Origin of the sequence: Stenotrophomonas sp. Ste96, from assembly GCF_024519495.1 — a bacterium.
Lineage (GTDB): Bacteria > Pseudomonadota > Gammaproteobacteria > Xanthomonadales > Xanthomonadaceae > Stenotrophomonas > Stenotrophomonas bentonitica_A.
Genome location: NZ_JALJRX010000001.1, coordinates 645,080 through 664,933, shown reverse-complemented (window position 1 = coordinate 664,933; position 19,854 = coordinate 645,080). Strand labels below are relative to the sequence as shown.

At 67.4% G+C, this 19,854-nt stretch carries 19 protein-coding genes and 1 pseudogene; 12 read left to right on the top strand and 8 right to left on the bottom strand.

The window, feature by feature from the left end; all coding sequences use genetic code 11:
- Positions 1-9: 9 nt before the first annotated feature.
- Positions 10-951 (top strand): DUF1684 domain-containing protein, encoded by a 942-nt coding sequence (locus tag OC373_RS03040; RefSeq protein WP_261997024.1) that lies wholly within the window; start codon positions 10-12, stop codon positions 949-951.
- A gap of 2 nt (positions 952-953) precedes the next feature.
- Positions 954-1,916, top strand: a complete 963-nt coding sequence (locus OC373_RS03035; RefSeq protein ID WP_261997023.1) for a TraB/GumN family protein — start codon at positions 954-956, stop codon at positions 1,914-1,916.
- Positions 1,917-2,018: 102 nt separating this feature from the next.
- Here OC373_RS03035 and phaR read toward each other — a convergent pair whose 3' ends face one another.
- The 3 genes and pseudogenes from phaR to gluQRS form a co-directional block, all read right to left on the bottom strand.
- Entirely contained in the window at positions 2,019-2,558 is a 540-nt protein-coding gene (gene phaR, locus OC373_RS03030) for a polyhydroxyalkanoate synthesis repressor PhaR (protein WP_019182811.1), read from the bottom strand.
- Between the two features lie 181 nt (positions 2,559-2,739).
- Positions 2,740-3,480, bottom strand: coding sequence for an acetoacetyl-CoA reductase (gene phbB / locus OC373_RS03025; RefSeq protein ID WP_019182812.1), 741 nt, complete (start codon positions 3,478-3,480; stop codon positions 2,740-2,742).
- 56 nt (positions 3,481-3,536) lie between these two features.
- Positions 3,537-4,439 (bottom strand): annotated as a pseudogene (gene gluQRS / locus OC373_RS03020) (tRNA glutamyl-Q(34) synthetase GluQRS); the annotation flags it as partial.
- A gap of 93 nt (positions 4,440-4,532) precedes the next feature.
- On the opposite strand from gluQRS, the gene htpX reads away from it, so the two are divergent.
- Complete coding sequence (gene htpX / locus OC373_RS03015; protein ID WP_019182814.1) at positions 4,533-5,405, top strand: protease HtpX; 873 nt, start codon at positions 4,533-4,535, stop codon at positions 5,403-5,405.
- A 113-nt stretch (positions 5,406-5,518) separates the two neighbouring features.
- Here htpX and OC373_RS03010 read toward each other — a convergent pair whose 3' ends face one another.
- Complete coding sequence (locus tag OC373_RS03010) at positions 5,519-6,346, bottom strand: inositol monophosphatase family protein (protein ID WP_019182815.1); 828 nt, start codon at positions 6,344-6,346, stop codon at positions 5,519-5,521.
- A 119-nt stretch (positions 6,347-6,465) separates the two neighbouring features.
- Between OC373_RS03010 and OC373_RS03005 the strand changes: the two genes are divergently transcribed.
- The 3 genes from OC373_RS03005 to OC373_RS02995 are packed head-to-tail and all read left to right on the top strand — an operon-like array spanning position 6,466 to position 10,347.
- A complete protein-coding gene (locus OC373_RS03005; protein WP_019182816.1) occupies positions 6,466-7,239 on the top strand; it encodes an RNA methyltransferase in 774 nt (257 codons plus the stop codon).
- A gap of 52 nt (positions 7,240-7,291) precedes the next feature.
- Positions 7,292-8,224, top strand: coding sequence for a phosphate/phosphite/phosphonate ABC transporter substrate-binding protein (locus tag OC373_RS03000; protein WP_261997022.1), 933 nt, complete (start codon positions 7,292-7,294; stop codon positions 8,222-8,224).
- Positions 8,221-10,347, top strand: a complete 2,127-nt coding sequence (locus tag OC373_RS02995) for an EAL domain-containing protein (protein ID WP_070425552.1) — start codon at positions 8,221-8,223, stop codon at positions 10,345-10,347. The genes OC373_RS03000 and OC373_RS02995 overlap by 4 nt, the downstream gene beginning before the upstream one ends.
- Here OC373_RS02995 and epmB read toward each other — a convergent pair whose 3' ends face one another.
- Positions 10,348-11,352 carry an EF-P beta-lysylation protein EpmB gene (epmB, locus tag OC373_RS02990; protein ID WP_019182819.1) on the bottom strand — a complete coding sequence of 335 codons (1,005 nt, stop codon included), beginning with the start codon at positions 11,350-11,352 and terminating at the stop codon, positions 10,348-10,350.
- Positions 11,353-11,478: 126 nt separating this feature from the next.
- Between epmB and efp the strand changes: the two genes are divergently transcribed.
- From efp to OC373_RS02965, 5 genes are all read left to right on the top strand, one after another.
- Positions 11,479-12,048 (top strand): elongation factor P, encoded by a 570-nt coding sequence (efp, locus tag OC373_RS02985; RefSeq protein WP_019182820.1) that lies wholly within the window; start codon positions 11,479-11,481, stop codon positions 12,046-12,048.
- 226 nt (positions 12,049-12,274) lie between these two features.
- The gene (locus tag OC373_RS02980) at positions 12,275-13,618 is read left to right on the top strand and encodes a TRZ/ATZ family hydrolase (RefSeq protein WP_261997021.1); all 1,344 of its coding nucleotides are present in this window, start codon (positions 12,275-12,277) and stop codon (positions 13,616-13,618) included.
- 16 nt (positions 13,619-13,634) lie between these two features.
- On the top strand, positions 13,635-14,366 hold the full coding sequence (gene ubiG, locus OC373_RS02975; protein WP_019182822.1) for a bifunctional 2-polyprenyl-6-hydroxyphenol methylase/3-demethylubiquinol 3-O-methyltransferase UbiG: 732 nt from the start codon (positions 13,635-13,637) through the stop codon (positions 14,364-14,366).
- Positions 14,359-15,042, top strand: a complete 684-nt coding sequence (locus tag OC373_RS02970) for a phosphoglycolate phosphatase (RefSeq protein ID WP_261997020.1) — start codon at positions 14,359-14,361, stop codon at positions 15,040-15,042. The genes ubiG and OC373_RS02970 overlap by 8 nt, the downstream gene beginning before the upstream one ends.
- 18 nt (positions 15,043-15,060) lie before the next feature.
- Positions 15,061-15,768 carry a squalene/phytoene synthase family protein gene (locus OC373_RS02965; protein WP_261997019.1) on the top strand — a complete coding sequence of 236 codons (708 nt, stop codon included), beginning with the start codon at positions 15,061-15,063 and terminating at the stop codon, positions 15,766-15,768.
- A 77-nt stretch (positions 15,769-15,845) separates the two neighbouring features.
- On the opposite strand, the gene OC373_RS02960 is transcribed toward OC373_RS02965, so the two are convergent.
- From OC373_RS02960 to yidD, 3 genes are read right to left on the bottom strand one after another with little or no spacing between them, the layout of a single operon-like run.
- A complete protein-coding gene (locus OC373_RS02960; RefSeq protein WP_261997018.1) occupies positions 15,846-16,688 on the bottom strand; it encodes a M23 family metallopeptidase in 843 nt (280 codons plus the stop codon).
- Positions 16,688-18,034, bottom strand: a complete 1,347-nt coding sequence (locus OC373_RS02955; RefSeq protein WP_261997017.1) for a dihydroorotase — start codon at positions 18,032-18,034, stop codon at positions 16,688-16,690. The genes OC373_RS02960 and OC373_RS02955 overlap by 1 nt, the downstream gene beginning before the upstream one ends.
- Positions 18,035-18,292: a membrane protein insertion efficiency factor YidD gene (gene yidD / locus OC373_RS02950; protein ID WP_019182827.1), complete on the bottom strand. Its 258-nt coding sequence runs from the start codon at positions 18,290-18,292 to the stop codon at positions 18,035-18,037. It lies immediately after the preceding gene.
- A 272-nt stretch (positions 18,293-18,564) separates the two neighbouring features.
- Here yidD and dksA point away from each other — a divergent pair, with 272 nt between their 5' ends.
- A complete protein-coding gene (gene dksA, locus OC373_RS02945) occupies positions 18,565-19,836 on the top strand; it encodes an RNA polymerase-binding protein DksA (protein ID WP_261997016.1) in 1,272 nt (423 codons plus the stop codon).
- The last annotated feature ends 18 nt before the right edge of the window (positions 19,837-19,854 follow it).

The following is a 19,854-nucleotide window of genomic DNA, read 5'->3' as shown; positions in this document are numbered from 1 at the left end:
AGGACGGTCATGGGCAAGCACTGGGGAGTGTGGGCGGCCGCGCTGCTGCTGGCAGTGAGCGTGTCGGGATGTGGCGAAAAAGCGGAGGATGCCCCTGCGAAGGTGGCGATCGATCCAGCCTTCGAGGCCGAACAGCAGCAGTGGCGCCAACAGCGCTACGAGGAACTGCATGCCGCCGACGGCTGGACCAGCCTGGTCGGCCTGCATTGGCTGGAATACAAAGCGCATTACATCGGTCGCGGCCCGGGCAGTGGCATCCGCCTAGCCGTCGGCCCGGACAAGCTGGGCATGGTCGCGCGCGAGGGTGACACCGTCTGGTTCACGCCCGAGCGTGGGGTGGCGATGCAGGTGGATGGCAAGCCGGTCACCGGCCGCATCCGCTTCTTCAGCGATCGCGACCCGACCCCGACCGTCATCGCCTTCGACGACGGCAAGGGCCGGCTCAGCCTGATCCATCGCGGCGAGCGGTTCGCGCTGCGGGTCAAGCATGCCGACGCGCCTTCGCGGACGAACTTCACCGGCTTGACGTACTGGCCGGGCGGCGCGTCCTGGCGCGTCACGGCGCGCTTCGTGCCGCACCCGGCCGGCCAGACGCTGCCGATCGTGGACATCACCGGCCTGACCACGAACATGCCAAATGCGGGCGCCCTGGAGTTCGAGCGCGACGGCCGCACCTGGCGGCTGGAAGCCATCGGCGAGCCGGGCCGCGCGCTGTTCGTGATCTTTGGTGACCGTACCAGTGGTCACGGCAGTTATCCGGCCGGCCGTTATCTGGATCTGCCTGCGCCGGATGACCAGGGCCGCGTGGTGATCGATTTCAACCAGGCCTACAACCCGCCGTGCGCGTTCACGCCCTTTGCCACCTGTCCGCTGACGCCCCCTGAAAACCGCCTGGACCTGCGCGTGGACGCCGGTGAGCAGGCGTACCACGCCCCCGAAGGAGAGGCTTGAACATGTCGATGTTGTCGCGTCTGTTGTCCCCGTTGCTGATTGCTGCGGGCCTGTTGGCCGGCACGGTCAGCGCCGACGCGCGCCCGGTCGCGCCGCGTGCACCCGCAACCGCCAAGGCCAGCCCGCCGGTTCCACTGCTGTGGAAGGTCACCGGCCCGGGCGACAGCCGCGTGTACCTGCTGGGCTCGTTCCATCTGCTGCAGCCCACGGACTACCCGCTGTCGGCGGATGTCGACCAGGCCTTCGCCGCCTCGCAGCGGGTGGTGTTCGAACTCTCGCCGCAGGACATGGAGTCGCCCGAACTGGCGCATAAGATGGTGCAGGCGGCGATGCGCACCGATGGCTCGGAACTCAAACGCGACCTCGATGCGGCCACCTGGACCCGGCTGCAGGCCTATGCGCAGGAAAACAAGCTGCCGCTGGCCCAGTTGCAGGGCATGAAACCGTGGTTCGTCGGCCTGACCATCACCCTGAGCCAGTTCACCAAGATGGGCCTGGACCCGGCGCTGGGCCTGGACCGGCATTTCATGACGCGGGCCGCCAGCGCGGGCAAGGCGACTGCCGGGCTGGAGGATATCGACACGCAGATCGCGGTGCTGTCGGGCATGTCGGCCAAGGAGCAGCAGCAGATGGTGGCCGAAGCCCTGGAGCAGGCCGGCAAGGGCGATGAAATGGGGCGCAAGCTGCACGATGCCTGGCGCCGCGGCGACGACAAGCTGCTGTGGACCTCGATGGCCACCGAGATGCGCGGCCAGTACCCGCAGCTGTACAAGCGCATCAACACCGACCGCAACGATGCCTGGGTGCCGAAGCTGCAGCAGCACCTGCAGGCCGGGCAGGGGGGCACGCTGGTGGTGGTCGGCACGCTGCATCTGCTGGGCAACGATGGGGTCGTGGAGAAGCTGCGCGCCAAGGGCTACAAGGTCGAGCGCGTCTGCACCGGTTGCGCCAAGCCCAAGCGCTGAGGGCATCGGGCACAGGGGCGTCGACAGTGACGCCTGGCCCCGGAACGAGAAAAGGCGCGGCCCGGAGGCTGCGCCTTTTTCTTTTCTGCAGCGGAACCGGTCTCAGCGGCGGGTCTTGCCTGCGCCCGGCGCCGGGGTTTCCGGCTTCTTGCCGGTTCCCGTGCCGGTACCGGTACCGGTTCCGGTGCCGCCCGGGCGGCCGCCGAAGCCGGTGCCCATGTTGCGCTGGAAGTCCTGCCACATCTCCATGTTGCGCTCGGTCAGCTGGTTCATCATCGCCCACGGGGTCTGGCCCAGCAGATTGCCCATCTGCTGGCGGAACTGCTGCTGCTGGTCCAGGAAGACCTGCATGCTGCGCTCCAGGTAATTGCCCATGAAGCCCTGCAGCGAATCGCCATAGAAGCGGATCAGCTGGCTGAGCAGCTGGGTGGACAGCATCGGTTCGCCGTCCTGTTCCTGGTCGGCGATGATCTGCAGCAGCACCGAGCGGGTCAGGTCATCACCGCTCTTGGCATCGCGCACCTCGAAGTCCTCACCATCCAGGATCAGCTGGCGCACATCCTCTATGGTGATGTAGCTGGAGATTTCCGTGTCGTAGAGCCGGCGGTTCGGATACTTCTTGATAATGCGGGTCGCAGCCATGAAGCAGTCACTCATCACAGTAGGCGCGCAGCATGGCGCAGTGCAGCAGCCTATGCAACCGCCATAAGTAGCAAGGGCCCGCATTTATGTTGCGCAGCATAGGGTGCAGCAATTTGGCCCTTCGCCCGCCGTTGGCCCGCACATCCCGCCCGGTCCGCGCGCCCTCGGCGCATCGCCGCCCTTACCACCCCATGTGGTGGCCACCGTTGATGTCCAGGTTGGAGCCGGTGATCCAGGAGGCCTCCTCGTTGACCAGGAACGCCACCGCGTAAGCGATTTCCTCCGGCTTGCCGAGGCGGCCGGTGGGAATGTCGGCGATGATCTTGGCGCGCACTTCGTCCGGCACGGCCATCACCATGTCCGTTGCCACGTAGCCCGGAGAGATGGTGTTCACGGTGATCCCGAAACCCGCGTTCTCACGGGCCAGGGAAATGGTGAAACCGTGCATGCCGGCCTTGGCCGCCGCGTAGTTGGCCTGGCCGTACTGGCCCTTCAGGCCGTTGATCGAGCTGATCTGGATGACCCGGCCCCAGCCGCGGCGGCGCATCCCCTCGATCACCGGGCGGGTGACGTTGAACACCGAGTTGAGGTTGGTGTTGATGACGTCGTGCCACTGGTCCGCACGCATGCGATGGAACGTGGTGTCGCGGGTGATGCCGGCGTTGTTGATCAGGATCTCGACCGGGCCCAGCGCCGCTTCGACGGCCTGCACCATGCTTTCGGCCGTGTCCGGCTCGGATACATCGCCCGGAAAGATCGCCACATCGCAGCCGCGGGCCAGCATCTTCTCGCGCCAGGCCTTGGCCTTGGCTTCGTCACGGTAGTTGGTGGCGACCCGATGGCCCTGGTCGGCCAGGCGTTGGCAGATGGCAGTACCGATACCGCCGGTACCACCGGTGACCAGTGCGACGCGAGATGTCATGAGCAGCTACTCCGAAAGGCAGGGCCAACAAGGGGGAACAGGATTCTGCAACATCAGCGGGCAAAAGGGGCAGCCCCGTCAGCCGCTTGCCGCATGGGGATGTCGGCCGGTGGCAATCGCACCGGATCGAAGCAGGCCGCCGCCTGGTGCAGCCAACCGGAAACGTCCTCGACACCCGCGCCGATCGCCGGGTCCTGGCCGAGCTGCGCCCAGGCCCGGCGCAGGGCCGGCAGCGGGTCGGCAGGGTCGATCGGCAGAGCGGCCTCGGACTTGGAGAGCTTGCGCCCATCGGGACCCAGCAGCAGCGGCAGATGCAGGTAGCGCGGGGTCGGCAATCCCAGCGCCTGCTGCAACAGGATCTGGCGTGGAGTGGAATCGAGCAGGTCCGCGCCCCGGACCACGTCGGTCACGTGCTGCGCGCCATCGTCGACCACCACCGCCAGCTGATACGCCCAGTATCCGTCGGCCCGGCGCAGCACGAAGTCGCCGACCTCGGCGTGCACGTCCTGCACGATCCGGCCCTGCAGGCCGTCCTCGAACCCCACCACGCTGCCCGGCGGTACCCGCAGCCTCACCGCCGGTTGCGCACGCGCGGCGCGGGCCACGCAGTGGTGATGGATGCCGCCCTGCGCGGCCAGCTCGCTGCGGCTGCAATGGCAGGCGAACGCCTTGCCCTCGCGCAGCAGCCGGTCCAGCGCCGCCTGGTACAGCGCGCTGCGCTGGCTCTGGTGGACGATCGGCCCGTCACTGCACAGCCCCAAGGCTGCCAGCACGGCCAGTTGGCCGTTCACCGCGCCGGGCACCGTTCGAGGAGGATCGACATCCTCCACCCGCACCAGCCAGCGGCCGCCGGCATGGCGCGCGAGCAGCCAGCTGCCCAGCGCCGCCAGCAACGAGCCGGGGTGCAGCGGGCCGGTGGGCGAGGGCGCGAAGCGCCCGCAATAGGAGGAATCGGACATGGACTATGAATCGTCGGTCAGTTTGCGACTTGAATTCAAGCTGAAGTCCCCGCAGATTTGCAGTCATCAACCTCCAACGAGCGTCCTTTTCCCATGTTCAGTCGCATTGCTCTCTTCCTTCTGACCAACTTTGCGGTGCTGATCCTGGCCGGCATCGTGATGTCGGTGGCGGGCGTCAATCCCAACCAGATGAGCGGCCTGCTGATCTTTGCAGCGATCTTCGGCTTCGGTGGCTCGTTCATTTCCCTGCTGCTCTCCAAGTTCATGGCCAAGCGCTCCACCGGCGCGGTGGTGATCACCGAGCCGCGCAACCAGACCGAACGCTGGCTGCTGGCCACGGTCGAGCGCCAGGCCCGTGAAGCCGGCATCGGCATGCCCGAAGTGGCCGTTTACGACGGTCCGGAAATCAACGCCTTCGCCACCGGCGCCAACCGCAACAAGGCGCTGGTCGCGGTTTCCACCGGCCTGCTGCACAACATGAGCGAAGACGAAGCCGAAGCCGTGCTCGGCCATGAAATCGCCCACGTCGCCAACGGCGACATGGTCACCATGGCCTTGCTGCAGGGCGTGCTCAATACCTTCGTGATCGTCCTGGCCCGCATCGTCGGTGGCTTCATCGACAGCGCCCTGTCCGGCAACCGCGAAGGCGGCGGCCGCGGCTTCGCCTACTACATCATCGTGTTCGTCCTGGAAATGGTGTTCGGCCTGTTCGCCACCATGATCTCCATGTGGTTCTCCCGTCACCGCGAGTTCCGCGCCGACGCCGGTGGCGCGCACCTGGCCGGCCGCCAGAAGATGATCGCCGCCCTGGAGCGCCTCAAGGTCAACCACGGCCAGAGCACCCTGCCGACCCAGATCGCCGCCTTCGGCATCGCTGGCGGCGCCGCCAGGAAGCTGTTCATGAGCCACCCCCCGCTGGACGAGCGCATCGCCGCCCTGCGCGCTGCCAACAACACCGTGGTGTGATCCGCACCGCGATGCGCTGACCAGAACGCCCGGCTTTCGCCGGGCGTTTTTGTTCCCACACACAACAACGGCGCCCGAAGGCGCCGTCGTCATGCAGATCACATCCAGCCCGATCAGAACTTCGCGTCGAACTCCGCCGCGTAGCCCGTATTGACCAGCACCTTCTGCAGCGCATCGCTGATCTTCACATTGCCGGCAACGATCTGCTGGGTTTCCGGACCACGGCTGTCCATGCGGGCCGGCGTGGCGCCCTTGAAGTCGCATACGCGGCCACCGGCTTCGCGGACCAGCAGCACACCGGCGGCGATATCCCAGGCCTTCACGCCGGCCTCGAAATACGCATCGGCACGGCCACAGGCGACATAGGCCAGATCCAGCGCCGCCGAACCGGTGCGGCGCACATCTTCTGCCTGCACCAGCAGCGCATCGACGGCCTTCAGCTGTGCACTCGTGCGCTGGCGCTCACGCGGCGCAAAACCGGTATGGATCATCGCGCCGCCCAGATCCTTGCGTTCGGCAATGCGGATACGGCGGTCATTGAACACCGCGCCGGCACCCCGGCTGGCGGTGAACAGCTCATTGCGGAGGGGATCGAAGATCACCGCGTCGATCGGCTCACCGTTCTCGACCAGGGCGATGGAGACGCAGTAATGCGGGAAGCCGCGCAGGTAGTTGCTGGTGCCGTCCAGCGGATCGATGACCCACATGTAACGGTTGACCGACTGCACGCCACCTTCCTCACCCATGATCCCGTACTCGGGATAGGCGCGCTTGAGTTCCTTGACGATGACCTTTTCCGCATCTGCATCGACTTCACTGGCATAGTCCATGCGGCCCTTCTGCACGACGTTCAACGCCTCGAGCTTGTTGATGTTGCGCAACAGGACGTTGCCGGCGAGGCGGGCGGCCTTGACCATGACGGTGACGGCGGGTTTCTGCATGGCGAAAAGCTCCCGTAAAGGCAGAGTAGGGGTTTGGCGGGGGAAAAGAGCGGTCCCGGCGCAGAGGCCGGTCGCACAGTTTACCATTTGTCGCTGTCCTGCTCGCATTTGGCCCGTTCATGTCCGTAGAAACCGCTCCCGCCCGCATCCGCTTCGTCCTGGTCGGCACCCAGCACCCCGGAAACATGGGGGCGGCCGCACGGGCCATGAAAACCATGGGGCTGGGCCGCCTGGTCCTGGTCGCGCCCGAGAAACCGCTGGATGAAGAGGCCTTCCGCCGCTCGGCCGGGGCCGAGGATGTCCTGGGCGATGCCCCGGTGGTGGCGACCCTGGCCGAGGCCGTGGCCGACTGCCGCTTCGTGCTGGGCTGTACCGCCCGCTCGCGCCGGGTCCAGCTGGAAGAACTGCTGCCGGCCGTGGCCGCCCAGCGCGTGCTGGCCAAGGCCGCCGAACCGGCCGAAGTGGCCTTCGTGTTCGGCCGCGAGCGCACCGGCCTGACCAACGAAGAGCTGCAGCTGTGCCATGCCGCCGTGCATATCCCGTCCAACCCCGAGTTCAGCTCCTTGAACCTGGCGGCCGCCGTCCAGGTCCTGGCCTACGAAGTGCGCATGGCGATCCTGGGCGCAGCCGATGCGCCGGTCGCCGCGCCGGCCGAGCCCGGCTTCGGCGAAGCCCCGGCCAGCCATGCGCAGGTCGAAGGCCTGTTCGGCCAGCTTGGCGACACCCTGGATGAGATCGACTTCCACAAGGGCCGTGCGCCTGAATCGGCGATGCGCAAGCTGCGCCGCCTGTTCCTGCGCACCGAGCTGAGTGAACAGGAAGTGCGCCTGCTGCGCGGCATCCTGTCCGACGCACAGCGCATGGCGCGATTGGCGACCAACAAGCCTCTGTAAGCTGACGCAGTTCTCATTTTTTCGGGTAGTCTGTCTCGATTCCTTGGGGGGAGTGATGGGCTTGTCGGGACTGCGAAGGCTGCTGCAGAGCGTGCTGCTGTGTCTGGCCATCGCCGCGATGACCGGTCCGGCGTTTGCCGGACCCGCCCATGTCCTGGTGCTGGGGCGGATCAGCGACGACCCCAGGTCACACTATGCGCAGCTGCAGCCCCTGCTCGATTACGTGATTCCGCGCCTGCACGACGTCGGCATCACCGAAGGCCGGATCCTGATGGCGCGCGATACCCAGCAGATGGGCAGCTACCTGCGCCGCGGCCGCGTGGACTGGGTGACCGAGACCTCCGGCACCGCCGTCGCATTGGGGCTGCGCAGCGGTGCCAGGCCCTTGCTGCTGACCGAACGCAGCGGCGTGCGCGAGTACCGCACCGTGTTCTTCGTGCGCCGCGACAGCCCCATCCAGACGCTGGAAGCACTACGCGGGCACACCCTGGCCCTGCAGAACACGGCCTCCACCAGCGCCTATCTGGTGCCGGTGATGACCCTGTTGCAGCACGGCGAGACACCGGAGATTCTCTCCTCGCTGGGCGATGTCGCCGCCCCGGACACCGTCGGTTACGTCTTCGCACGCTCGGAAGCGAACATCGCCACCTTCGTGCACAAGGGCCTGGTGGATGCCGGTGCGGTGAGCAGCGTGGACTGGTCTGATGGCAAGCGCATTCCGGCCAACTTCCTGCGTGATTTCCGGGTCATCCATCGCACCGAACCGTATCCGCGTGCGGTGGAGATGGTGCGCGAAGGGCTGGATCCGAAGGTGCGCGACCGGCTGCAGCAGGTGCTGCTGGATGCCGCATCCGATCCCCAGGCGCAGCCGGCATTGAAGACATTTTTTGGTACTTCCGGGTTCCACCGGGTGGATGCGCAGATGCAGCACCGGCTGGATGAATTGAAACAAGGCTTGATGCGCGTGCGGATGGAAGTGGAATGAGTCGCTTGGGTTCGGGAATGCAGGCCCGCTTCGTGCTGGCGATGGGCGGCGCGATGCTGGTCGTGGTGGCGATCGTGGCCGTGGTGCTGGGGCGCCAGGCGACGATGCAGGACGAGGTGCAGCATCTCAGCGGCACGGTCATCCATGACCTGTTCGACCGCAGTGTGCGCAGCCGTGGTGAAGCACTGGCCCGCGAGTTGTCCGATGCGCTGGCCAACCCGCTGTACTACAACGACCTGGAGCAGGTCGGGGCGCTGGTGCGCAACACCTCCCGGCAGCAGGTGGTGCGCTATGTGCTGGTGTTCGACGAGAACGGCCGGCTGATCCACGACGGCACGGTGGACGTGCTGGAGTTCGGCCAGCCGATGACCGACCCGCTCGCCGCCGGTGCCGCCGGCGCGCGCGAGCTGGTGGTCCAGCAGTCGCCCAAGGTGCTCGACAACGCGATGCCGATCATGATCGGCAACCAGCGGATCGGCGGGGTGCGCGTGGGCATGGCGCTGGACGATGTGCAGGCCATGGAGCAGCAGGCCAACCAGACCCTGGGCGACCGCCTGCAGCAAGTCGGCAAGCGCCACCTGGGCTGGCTGCTGCTGATGCTCGGGCTGCTGGTCGGGATTGGTGCGGTGGTGATCATCTACGTGCAGCGCACCCTGGTGACGCCGATCCGCTGGCTGGCCGGGGCGGCGCGCCAGATCGAGGCCGGTGACTACACCCTGCAGATGCCGGAGATCCGGCGCCAGGATGAAGTCGGTGAGCTGATGCGTGCATTCGGTCGGATGAGCCAGGCGATCGCCCGGCACGACCGCGAAGTGCGGCACATGGCCTATACCGATGCCCTGACCGGGCTGACCAACCGGCTGGCATTCCGCGAGGCGCTGGACCACCGGCTGATGGCCGCGCGGGCCTCCGGCCACCGGCTGGGCCTGCTGTTCGCGGACATGGACGACTTCAAGCGCGTCAACGACACGCTCGGCCACGAGGCCGGCGACGAGGCGCTGCTGCAGTTCGCCCAGCGCATCAGCGCGGCGGTGGCCCAGGCCGGTGGGGACGAGGCGCTGTTGGCGCGCTTTGGCGGCGATGAATTCGTCATCCTGATCGGGGAGGGCGATGTCGCCGCCGGCGCCCGCGAACTGGCCGAGATCCTGGTGCGCGAACTGGGCAAGCCGCTGGTGGTGCAGGGCCGGGAGCTGTTCCTGGGCTCCTCGATCGGCGTGACCCTGTTCCCCGATGACGCTGCCGACGCCACCACGCTGCTCAAGAACGGCGACATCGCGATGTACCAGGCCAAGATGGCCGGCAAGAACTGCTACCGCTACTACAGCCGGGCAATGGACCATGCGGTCGAGCGCCGCGTGCACATGGAGCAGGAGCTGCGCGGTGCCTGGGAACGGGGCGAGCTGCGGCTGGCCTACCAGCCGATCTTCCGCACCCGCGACCGCCGCATGGTCGGCGTGGAAGTGCTGCTGCGCTGGCAGCACCCGACCTTGGGCACGATCCCGCCGTCGGTCTTCATCGAAGTGGCCGAGCAGAGCGGGCTGATCGAAGTGATCGGCCCCAAGGTGCTGCGCGCGGCCTGCACCGAGGCGGTGCAGTGGCCGGTCGGGGGCGATGGGGAAGGGCTGTTCGTTTCGGTCAACGTCTCCCCGCGGCAGTTGCGCGGCGGCGAACTGCCCACGCTGGTCGCCGACTGCCTGCGCGACACCGGCCTGCCGGCCTCGCGGCTGCACCTGGAGCTGACCGAAACGGCGGTGATCGGCGATGAAATGCTGGCCGCCGCCCTGCTCGACAAGCTGCACCGGACCGGTGTGAAGGTGTGGCTGGACGATTTCGGGACCGGTTTCTCCGGCCTGAGCCATCTGCGCCAGGTGCCGGTGGACGGGGTCAAGATCGACAAGAGTTTCGTGGCCGACATGCAGCGCGATGCGGACGACCTGGCCCTGACCACGGCCATCATCGCCATGGCCCATGCCCTGGGGATCACCGTGGTGGCCGAGGGCATCGAGCAGGAAGTGCAGTTCGACCTGCTGGCCCAGCGCGGTTGCGACCTGGCCCAGGGTTACTGGCTCAGCCATCCGGTCAGCGCGACCGATGTGGTGCAGCTGCTCGAATCGGGCAGCTGATCAGACCGGGCGCTTGCTGCTGTCGCCGGAGATCTCGCGGACCAGCTTGGGCACCAGGTAGCCGGACAGGCGCGCAGTGAGCTGCGCATGCAGGTCCTTGGCGGTGTCGTCGGCTACTTCGAAATGGGCCACGCCCTCGACCCGGTCCACCTGGTACAGGTAATAGGGCAGCACGCCGGCGGCGAAGCTGCGCTCGCTCAGTGCCTGAAGCGCCTGGATCGAATCGTTTACCCCGCGCAACAGCACCGCCTGGTTGAGCAGGGTGGCACCGGCCGCGCGCAGGCGCGCCATCGCGGCATCCACCGACGCATCGAACTCGTTGGCATGGTTGGCATGGATCACGAACGCTACCGGCCACGGCAGCGAGGCGATCCACTGCACCAGTTCGTCATCCACGCGTTCGGGCAGGACCACCGGCAGGCGGCTGTGGATGCGCAGCCGGCGCAGGTGCGGAATCTGCTTCAGCGCCGCGGTCAGCTCGACCAGCTTGTGCGTGGCCAGCGACAGCGGATCGCCCCCGGACAGGATGACCTCATCGATGTCCGGGTCCTGGGCGATCGCATCCACCGCATCACGCCAGCCCTCGCGGGCGGCGTTTTCGGTGCCGTAGTCGAAATGGCGGCGGAAGCAGTAGCGGCAATTGATCGCACAGCTGCCGGTGGTGACCAGCAGGGCACGGCCGCGGTACTTCTGGATGACCCCGGTGGCCTTTTTGGCCGCACCGTCGCCGACCGCATCCAGGCTGAAGCCGGGCACGACCTTCAGCTCGTCGGTGATCGGCAGGACCTGGCGCAGCAGGGGGTCATGGCGGTCGCCGTGGCGCATCCGGGCCGCGAAGCCCTGCGGTACGCGCACCGCGAACTGGCCGGCCGCCTCATCCGAGACCCCCAGCGCCACCGGATCCAGCCCCAGCTGCCGGAGCAGCTCGCGCGGGTCGCGGATCGCCTCGCGCCACCGTTGCTGCCAGCGGACGGGGGCGGCCAGGGGCGTGGCGGAAAGCTGCATGGAATGGGGGCCTGCGGTTATCATGTGGGTCAGAAATATCGAGTCACCCCACCGGTGTCGGTGGGATTTCCCATTCTATCCGGCTCGCCGCGCCTGCGCGGCGTTTGCCCATTCAGGAGTTTCAGCATGGCCACTGTTGGCATGAACGACGTCAAGAACGGGATGAAGATCCTGGTCAACAATGAACCAGCGGTCATCACCGAGACCGAATACGTCAAGCCGGGCAAGGGCCAGGCCTTCACCCGCATGAAGTACCGCTTCATCAAGTCCGGCCGCGTGGTGGAAATGACCATGAAGGCGACCGATGACGTGGAGAAGGCCGACGTCGTGGATACCAACATGGACTTCATGTACAGCGACGGCGAGTTCTGGCACTTCATGGACCCGGAATCCTTCGAGCAGGTCCAGGCCACCAAGGCCGGCATGGGCGGCGCGGAGAAGTGGCTGAAGGGCGAAGAGTCCTGCATCGTCACCCTGTGGAACGGCGAGCCGATCTTCGTCCAGCCGCCGAACTTCGTCGAGCTGAAGATCACCGAGACCGATCCGGGCGTCCGTGGCGACACCTCGGGCGGCGGCGGCAAGCCGGCCACCCTGGAAACCGGCGCGGTGGTCCGCGTGCCGCTGTTCGTCAACCAGGATGAAATCATCAAGGTCGACACCCGTTCGGGCGAATACTCCGCACGCGCAGGCAAGTAATCCGGGTACGCGGCAGCGCATTCGCGCTGGCGCTCCCACGATCCGCGCTGCGGATCGTGGGCCCCGACTCACCAGCACCCATACCCCGCCGCTTCGCGGCCGCCCCTGACTCAGGGGCCAGTCCTCCAGAAGCATCGCGGTAGCCGTCCAGTAGGGGCCGGTCTTCTGAAGGCTCGAGGTAGGCCCTGCCGCAGGCTGACCTGTTTCTCCAGCAAAGTGAGTCCGCATGACCGACACCGCCCGCATTCCCGAAACCTGTGATCTGCTGATCGAAGCCGGTTACGTGGTCCCGATCGAACCGCATGCGGTGGTGCTGGAAGACCATGCCGTGGCCGTGCGTGGCAGCGAGATCATCGCGATCCTGCCGCGTGCCGAAGCACGCGAGCGCTTTGCGCCGAAGCAGACCGTCTCGCGCCCGGAGGCGGCGCTGATGCCGGGTCTGGTCAACGCACACACCCACAATCCCATGACCCTGCTGCGGGGCGTCGCCGACGACCTGCCGCTGATGGTCTGGCTGCAGCAGCACATCTGGCCGGTGGAAGCGGCGGTGATCGGGCCGGAGTTCGTGGCCGACGGCACCACCCTGGCCATCGCCGAGATGCTGCGCGGCGGTACCACCTGCGCCAACGAGAACTACTTCTTCTCCGACGTCCAGGCCGCCGTCTACAAGCAGCACGGGTTCCGTGCGCTGGTCGGTGCGGTGATCATCGATTTCCCGACTGCCTGGGCCAAGACCGACGACGAGTACTTCGCCAAGGCCGGCGAACTGCACGACCAGTGGCGCAACGATCCGCTGATCGGCACCTCGTTCGCGCCGCACGCGCCGTACACCGTCAACGACGCCAATTTCGAGCGCGTGCGCATGCTGTCCGACCAGCTGGACATGCAGGTCCACCTGCACACGCATGAAACCGCGCAGGAAATCAGCGACTCGCTCAAGCTGCACGGCCAGCGCCCGCTGGCGCGCCTGGACCGGCTGGGCCTGGTCAACGACCGCCTGATCGCCGTGCACATGACCCAGCTGACCGAGGCCGAAATCCACCTGTGCGCCGAGCGCGGCGTGAGCGTGGTGCACTGCCCGGAATCCAACCTCAAGCTGGCCTCCGGCTTCTGCCCGGCCTGCGCCCTGCAGCGCGCCGGCGTGAACCTGGCGATCGGCACCGACGGCTGCGCCAGCAACAACGACCTGGACATGTTCAGCGAGAACCGCACTGCGGCGATCCTGGCCAAGGCCGTCGCCAATGACGCGACCGCGCTGGACGCGGCCACCACGCTGCGTGCGGCCACGCTTGGCGGCGCCCGCGCGCTGGGCTTCGGTGACCGCATCGGCTCGATCGAAGTCGGCAAGCAGGCCGATCTGATCTGCGTGGACCTGTCCGCACTGGAAACCCAACCGCTGCACCATGTGCTCTCGCAGCTTGTGTATGCCGCCGGCCGCCATCAGGTCAGCGATGTCTGGATCGCCGGCCAGCCCAAGCTGGTCCAGCGCGAACTGGTCGGCATGGACACCGCGGCGATCGTCGCCAACGCGCGCCAGTGGCGCGAGCGTATCCGACACATCCGTGCTTGATGCACCAAGGATCCCCATGAACACCCCCCATGCGTCCACCAATTTCGATCAGGCCGAACTGGACAAGTTCGCCGCCCTCGCCAACCGCTGGTGGGACGTCGACGGCCCGCAGAAGCCGCTGCATGCCCTGAACCCGGTGCGCCTGCAGTACGTCGCCCGGCGCGTGACCCTGCGCGGCGCCCGCGTGCTCGATATCGGCTGCGGTGGCGGCCTGCTCAGCGAAGCGCTGGCCAAGGAAGGCGCGGACGTGACCGCGATCGACCTGGCCCCGGAGCTGGTCAAGGTTGCACGCCTGCACGGGTTGGAGACCGGCGTCACCGTCGACTACCGCGTGCAGGCCGCTGAAGACCTGGCCGCCGAACAGCCGGGCAGCTTCGACGTGGTCACCTGTATGGAAATGCTCGAGCACGTGCCGGACCCGGGCGCGATCATCGCCGCCTGCCACCGCCTGCTCAAGCCCGGCGGCCAGCTGTTCCTCTCCACCGTCAACCGCACCCCGGCCGCGTTCGCCGTGGCGATTGTCGGCGCCGAGTACGTGGCGCGGTTGCTGCCCAAGGGCACGCACCACTACCAGGATTTCATCAAGCCGGCCGAGCTGGGCAAGTGGCTGCGCGAGGCCGATTTCAACCTGCGCGATGTCAGCGGCATGGCCTATGAGCCGTGGCGCAACCGTGCCCGCCTGAGCACGCGCACCGACATCAATTACCTGGCCCACGCGGTCAAGCCGGACGACGCCGCACGTGTCTGAGGCCGGTTTCCCGCCGGCGGTGCTGTTCGATCTGGACGGCACCCTGCTGGACAGCGCGCCGGACATGCTGGCCACCGCCAATGCGATGCTGGCCGCCCGCGGGCGCGCGCCGATCACCCTTGACGCGCTGCGCCCGATGGTCTCCAAAGGCTCGCGTGCGATGGTCTCGGTGGCGTTCCCCGCGCTGGGGCAGGTCGAGCGCGATGCGCTGGTGCCGGAGTTCCTGGAGCGCTACGAAGGCCTGATCGGCCAGCACGCCGTGTTGTTCGACGGCATCGCCGGCATGCTCGAGGCGCTCGATGCGGCCGGCTGTGCCTGGGGCATCGTCACCAACAAGCCCGAATACCTGGCCCGGCTGATCGTGCCGCAGCTGGGCTGGGAACAGCGCTGCAAGGTGCTGATCGGCGGCGATACCCTGGCCCAGCGCAAGCCGCATCCGCTGCCGCTGCTGGTCGCCGCCGAACGCATGGGCATCGCCCCGGGCACCTGTGTCTATGTGGGCGATGACGAGCGCGACATCGTCGCCGCCAACGCCGCCGGCATGGCCTCGGTCGCCGCGTTGTGGGGCTACCGGCTGGACGCCGACGATCCGCTGGCGTGGGGTGCCGACACCCTCGTCGCACTGCCCGAACACCTGCAACATGCCAAGGCGTGGCCGCTTCCGCGCACGCTCTAGCCTTTCAAGGAATACATCGTGAGTACTTCCAGCGCCCTGGACAGTTTCCTGGACAAGTGGCGGACCCGCTGGCCCGAGTGGCAGGTGGCCGAACGCTTCGTTCCCGAGCGCCAGCGCACCCTGGTGGTGGCGTGGTTCTCGCTGCTGCAGGAGTTCGACGACATCCTCAACACCGCCGGCGACCCGATGCCCTCCGACGCCAAGCTGGCGTGGTGGGGTGAGGAGCTGCGCAGCTGGTCCGTGCAGCGCTCGCGCCATCCGCTGGGCCGGGTGCTCGAGCCGGTCCGCGCGCCGTGGGCGCAGCTGGCAGACACCCTGCCGGACCTGATCGAAGCGCGCGCGGTACCGGTTGATCCGGCCCAGGCGCTGCGGTCGTTGCAGGCCTATGCGGCCGCAGTGGCCGCGGTGGAAGCGGTGATGTTCCAGACGCCGGCGCGTGGCGATGTCGCCACCCCGGTGCTGGTGCAGACCCTGGCCCAGCGCCTGCACGAGAGTGGCGTCGCGGCCATTCCGCGTTCGCTGCTGGCCGAGGACGACAGCGCCGCGCCACGCCGGTGGGCGCAGCAGCTGCTGGCGAAGTGGCCGGCCCGGGTTGCAGGCCCGCGCCCGCGCCGTCTGTACGCCGCCCTGGCGCGCGCCCGGCAGAAGACCTGGGCGCAGGACCGCCAGTACCAGGCCACGCCGATGCGTACGCTGTGGCTGGCCTGGTGGGCGGCGCGCGGCTGACTGTTTCTGGTGGGTGCGGACCTTGGTCCGCACGCTCTGTGCGATCGTGCCGACCAGGATCGGCACCCACCACAACGTTACTTCCGTTCCAGCACCAGCAGCGGATCGATGCGGGTATCGAACCAGTTCATGCCCCAATGCAGATGCGGCCCGGTCGCGCGGCCGGTCGCGCCCACGGCGGCAATCACCTGACCCTGTTCAACGCGGTCGCCGACCTTCACATCGATACGCGACAGGTGCAGGAAGTTCGAGCTGATCCCGAAGCCGTGATCGAGCAGCAGCGTGCCACCGGTCAGATACAGGTCGGGACCGGCGAAGGTGACCACCCCCGCCGCCGGTGCCTTCACCGGGGTGCCGGTCGGCACCGCGATGTCCATGCCCGAATGGCCTGAGCCGGGCTGCCCGTTGTAGACGCGCGCATTGCCGAAGCGGCCGCTGATCCGGCCCTGCACCGGCCAGATGAAGGCCTGCGCGAAGTCGGCGCGGTTGTCATCGCGGGCACGCGCGGCGGTGACCTGGGCCTGCTCACGCTTGATCCGCTCGGCGATCGCCGGGGGCGGATTGACCGTTTTCGGTGGCACGCCGTTGACGCGCTCGGTCGGCCAGTCACGCGGGGTGACCGCAATGCTGACCGTCTCGCTGCCGCCGTCTGGGCGCGTCACCTGCACCTCCAGTGGGCCCTTCTCATCGCGGCCGATGCCGAACACCACGCTGCCGTACCCGCTCACGCGCAGGGTGCGGCCGCCGTACTGCACGACGCTGCCGGCCGGCACCTTGCCGATCACCATCGCGCCCTGCGAGGCACTGGCCGGGAACACCACGCGCGCCTCGGCTTGGGCCATGACGGGCGAGGGCAGCAGACTGCCCATCGCCGCGACGCCGGCGGCCGCCAGGGCCGCACTCAACACCCGTGCCCGCATCAGCGGTCGAAGCTCATGCGCTGGCCATTCGGCGCGCCCACCAGCTTCTCGCCATCCCATGCCAACTGCCCGTTGACCCAGGTCGAGGCGATGCGCGAGCGGAAGGTGGTGCCCTCGAAGGGCGACCAGCCGCACTTGGAGAGCACGTCTTCACGCTTGACGGTGAAGGGCACGTCCTCGACCAGCACCAGATCGGCGAAGTAGCCCTCGCGCAGGTAACCGCGCTGGCTGACGTCGAACAGCTGCGCCGGGGCATGCGCGAACTTCTGCACGACCTGGGTGATCTCCAGCTTGCCTTCGTGCACCAGCTCCAGCGCGGCCACGAGCGCGTACTGCACCAGCGGCAGCCCGGACGGCGCCTGTGCGTAGGGCTTCTGCTTCTCTTCCCAGGTGTGCGGCGCATGATCGGTGGCGAGCACGTCGATCACGTCATCGGCCACGGCGCGGGTCAGCGCCTCGCGGTCGCTGGCTTCCTTGATCGCCGGGTTGCACTTGATCAGGTTGCCCAGGCGCGCGTAATCGCTGCGGTCAAAGCGCAGGAAATGGATGCAGGTTTCGGCGGTGATCTGCTTGCGGCTGCCATCGGCGCGGATCAGCGGGCCACGTTCGAACAGGGCCAGCTCATCGGCGGTGGAGATGTGCAGCACGTGCAGGCGGGTGCCATGCTTCTTCGCCAGCGACACGGCCAGCTCGGAGGACTTCAGGCAGGCCTCGCGCGAGCGGATGTCCGGGTGCTGCTCGGCACTGAGGGCATCACCGTACTTCTCGGCGTACTCCTTGGCCTTGGCGTCGATCATCGGCGTGTCTTCGCAGTGCGTGATGATCGGCGTGGGCGCATCGCGGAAGATCGCATCGAGCGTTTCCGGGTTGTCGACCAGCATGTTGCCGGTGGAGGCACCCATGAAGACCTTGATGCCTGGCGCCGTCTTGGGGTCCAGCGACTGGATGTGGGCCAGGTTGTCGTTGCTGGCGCCCATGTAGAAGCCGTAGTTGGCGCGCGCACGGCCGGCGGCGGCATCGTACTTGGCCTGCAGGATCTCGGCATTGAGCGTGGGCGGGTTGGTGTTGGGCATGTCCATGAAGCTGGTCAGGCCCCCGGCGACGGCCGCGGCCGATTCGGTCGCGATGTCGCCCTTGTGGGTCAGGCCGGGCTCACGGAAATGGACCTGGTCGTCGATCATGCCCGGCAGCAGCCAGCGGCCGGCGGCATCGACCACGGTTTCGCCCGGACGGGCGTCCAGGCCGGGGCCGATCTGCGCGATGCGGCCATCTTCGATGCGCAGGTCGCCCTGGGTGATGGTGCCTTCGTTGACCAGGCGGGCGTTGACGATGAGCGTGGAGGACATTCAGTGTTTTCCTGTGCAGCGGCAGGCGGCGTCGTGCGCGGCGCGCGGCGGCACCTCGTCGATACCGCCGGGATGGAAGGGATGGCAGCGGCCCAGCCGGCGCGCGGCCAGCCAGCTGCCGCGCGCGGGGCCATGGGTGGCGATGGCTTGCATGGCGTATTCAGAACAGCTGGGCATGAAGCGGCAACGCGGCCCCAGCAGCGGGCTGATGAAGCGCTTGTAGAAGCGCAGCAGGGCGATGAGCAGGCGTGAGATCACCCCCCAATCTTATTCCAGTTGGCATGAAGGCCGCATTTGTCGCAGGATGGGGCGTTGGACCCGTCCGCACCCACGCGCGCGACGGGCCGCCCCGGCGGTGTCGCCGGGTCAGGTACCGAACTGCGCACGTCGGCCCGCCAGCCAGGTGGACCGGTCGCACGCCTTGCGACTCCGGGGCTGAACGGAGTAGGCGGTGTGGTTGCTGCTGCTGGTCGGGTAGGCTATAAAGGCCCGCTTTCCCGGGCCCCGGGGAATCCAAGGAAGAGCGTTTCGTGGCTGCTAAAAAAACTGCAAAGAAGGCCGTCAAGGCCGCCAAGAAAACCGCCAAGCCTGTTGTAAAGAAGTTGGCGGCCAAGTCCGTTGCCAAGAAGCCGGCCGCCAAGCCGGCGGGCAAGCCTGCATCCAAACAACCGGCTGCCAGGACGGCACCCGTCAAGAAGGCGGCCAGCAAGTCGCCCGCCAAAGCCGTCAAGAAGGCGGTCGCCAAGAAGCCTGCTGCCAAGACGGTGGTGGCCAGGAAGACCGTCGCCAAGAAGGTCGTTGCCAAGAAGTCGACGGTCGCCAAGCCGGTTGCCACGCCCGCCAAGCGCGCGGCGGGCAAGCCGGTAAGCAAGGCGCCCATCAAGAAAACCGCTGCCAGCAAGACGGCGGCCAAGAAGACCGTGACGCCTGCTGCCGCCAAACCGGCATCCAAGCCGGCACCGGCGAAGAAGACCGCGGTCAAGCAGGCACCGGCCACGCCGGTGAAGGCCAGCAAGACCGCCAGCAAGCCCGTGGCATCCAAGCCGGCCGCCAAGCCGGTTGCAGCACCCGTAGTGAAGTCCGCACCGAAGCCGGCATCGCCGGCCCCGGCCAAGTCTGTCCCGGCCAAGAGCGCGGCCAAACCTGTCACCCCTCCGGCCTCCGCGCCGGCGCCGGTCGCAGCCACCCCCGCCTCCAAGGCCCCGCAAAACAAGAATCCCGTGCCCGTTTCGAAATCGCCTGCAAAAACCCCCGCCAAGTCCGAGTCCGCCCCCAAGCCCGTGTCCCGCCCGGTCGGCAAGGTCGCCGTTGCCGTGGCAGCGCGTTCGGCCGCCCCGGCCCCGCGCACCAAGGTGAAGGTGGTGGAATACAAGACTGACGAAGCCACCGGTCGTCCGATCCTGCCCGACGGTTACAAGCCGAGCGCGGAAGAGGAATACATGAGCCCGCTGCAGCTGGAGTACTTCCGCCAGCGCCTGCAGCACTGGCGCAATGATCTGGTCGAGGAATCCAAGCAGACCATCGCGAATCTGCAGGAAGAAGTGCGTGATATCGGCGATGAGGCCGAGCGCGCCACCCGTGAGACCGAGAACTCGCTGGAACTGCGTACCCGTGATCGTTACCGCAAGCTGATCGGCAAGATCAACAGCACGCTGAAGCGTCTGGAAGACGGTGACTACGGTTTCTGCGTGGATACCGGCGAAGAGATCGGTCTGGATCGTCTGGAAGCCCGTTTGACCGCTGAGCGCACGATCGATGCGCAGGAGCGTTGGGAGCACCTGCAGAAGCAGCAGGGCGACTGATCGCGCTGTTGATTGTGC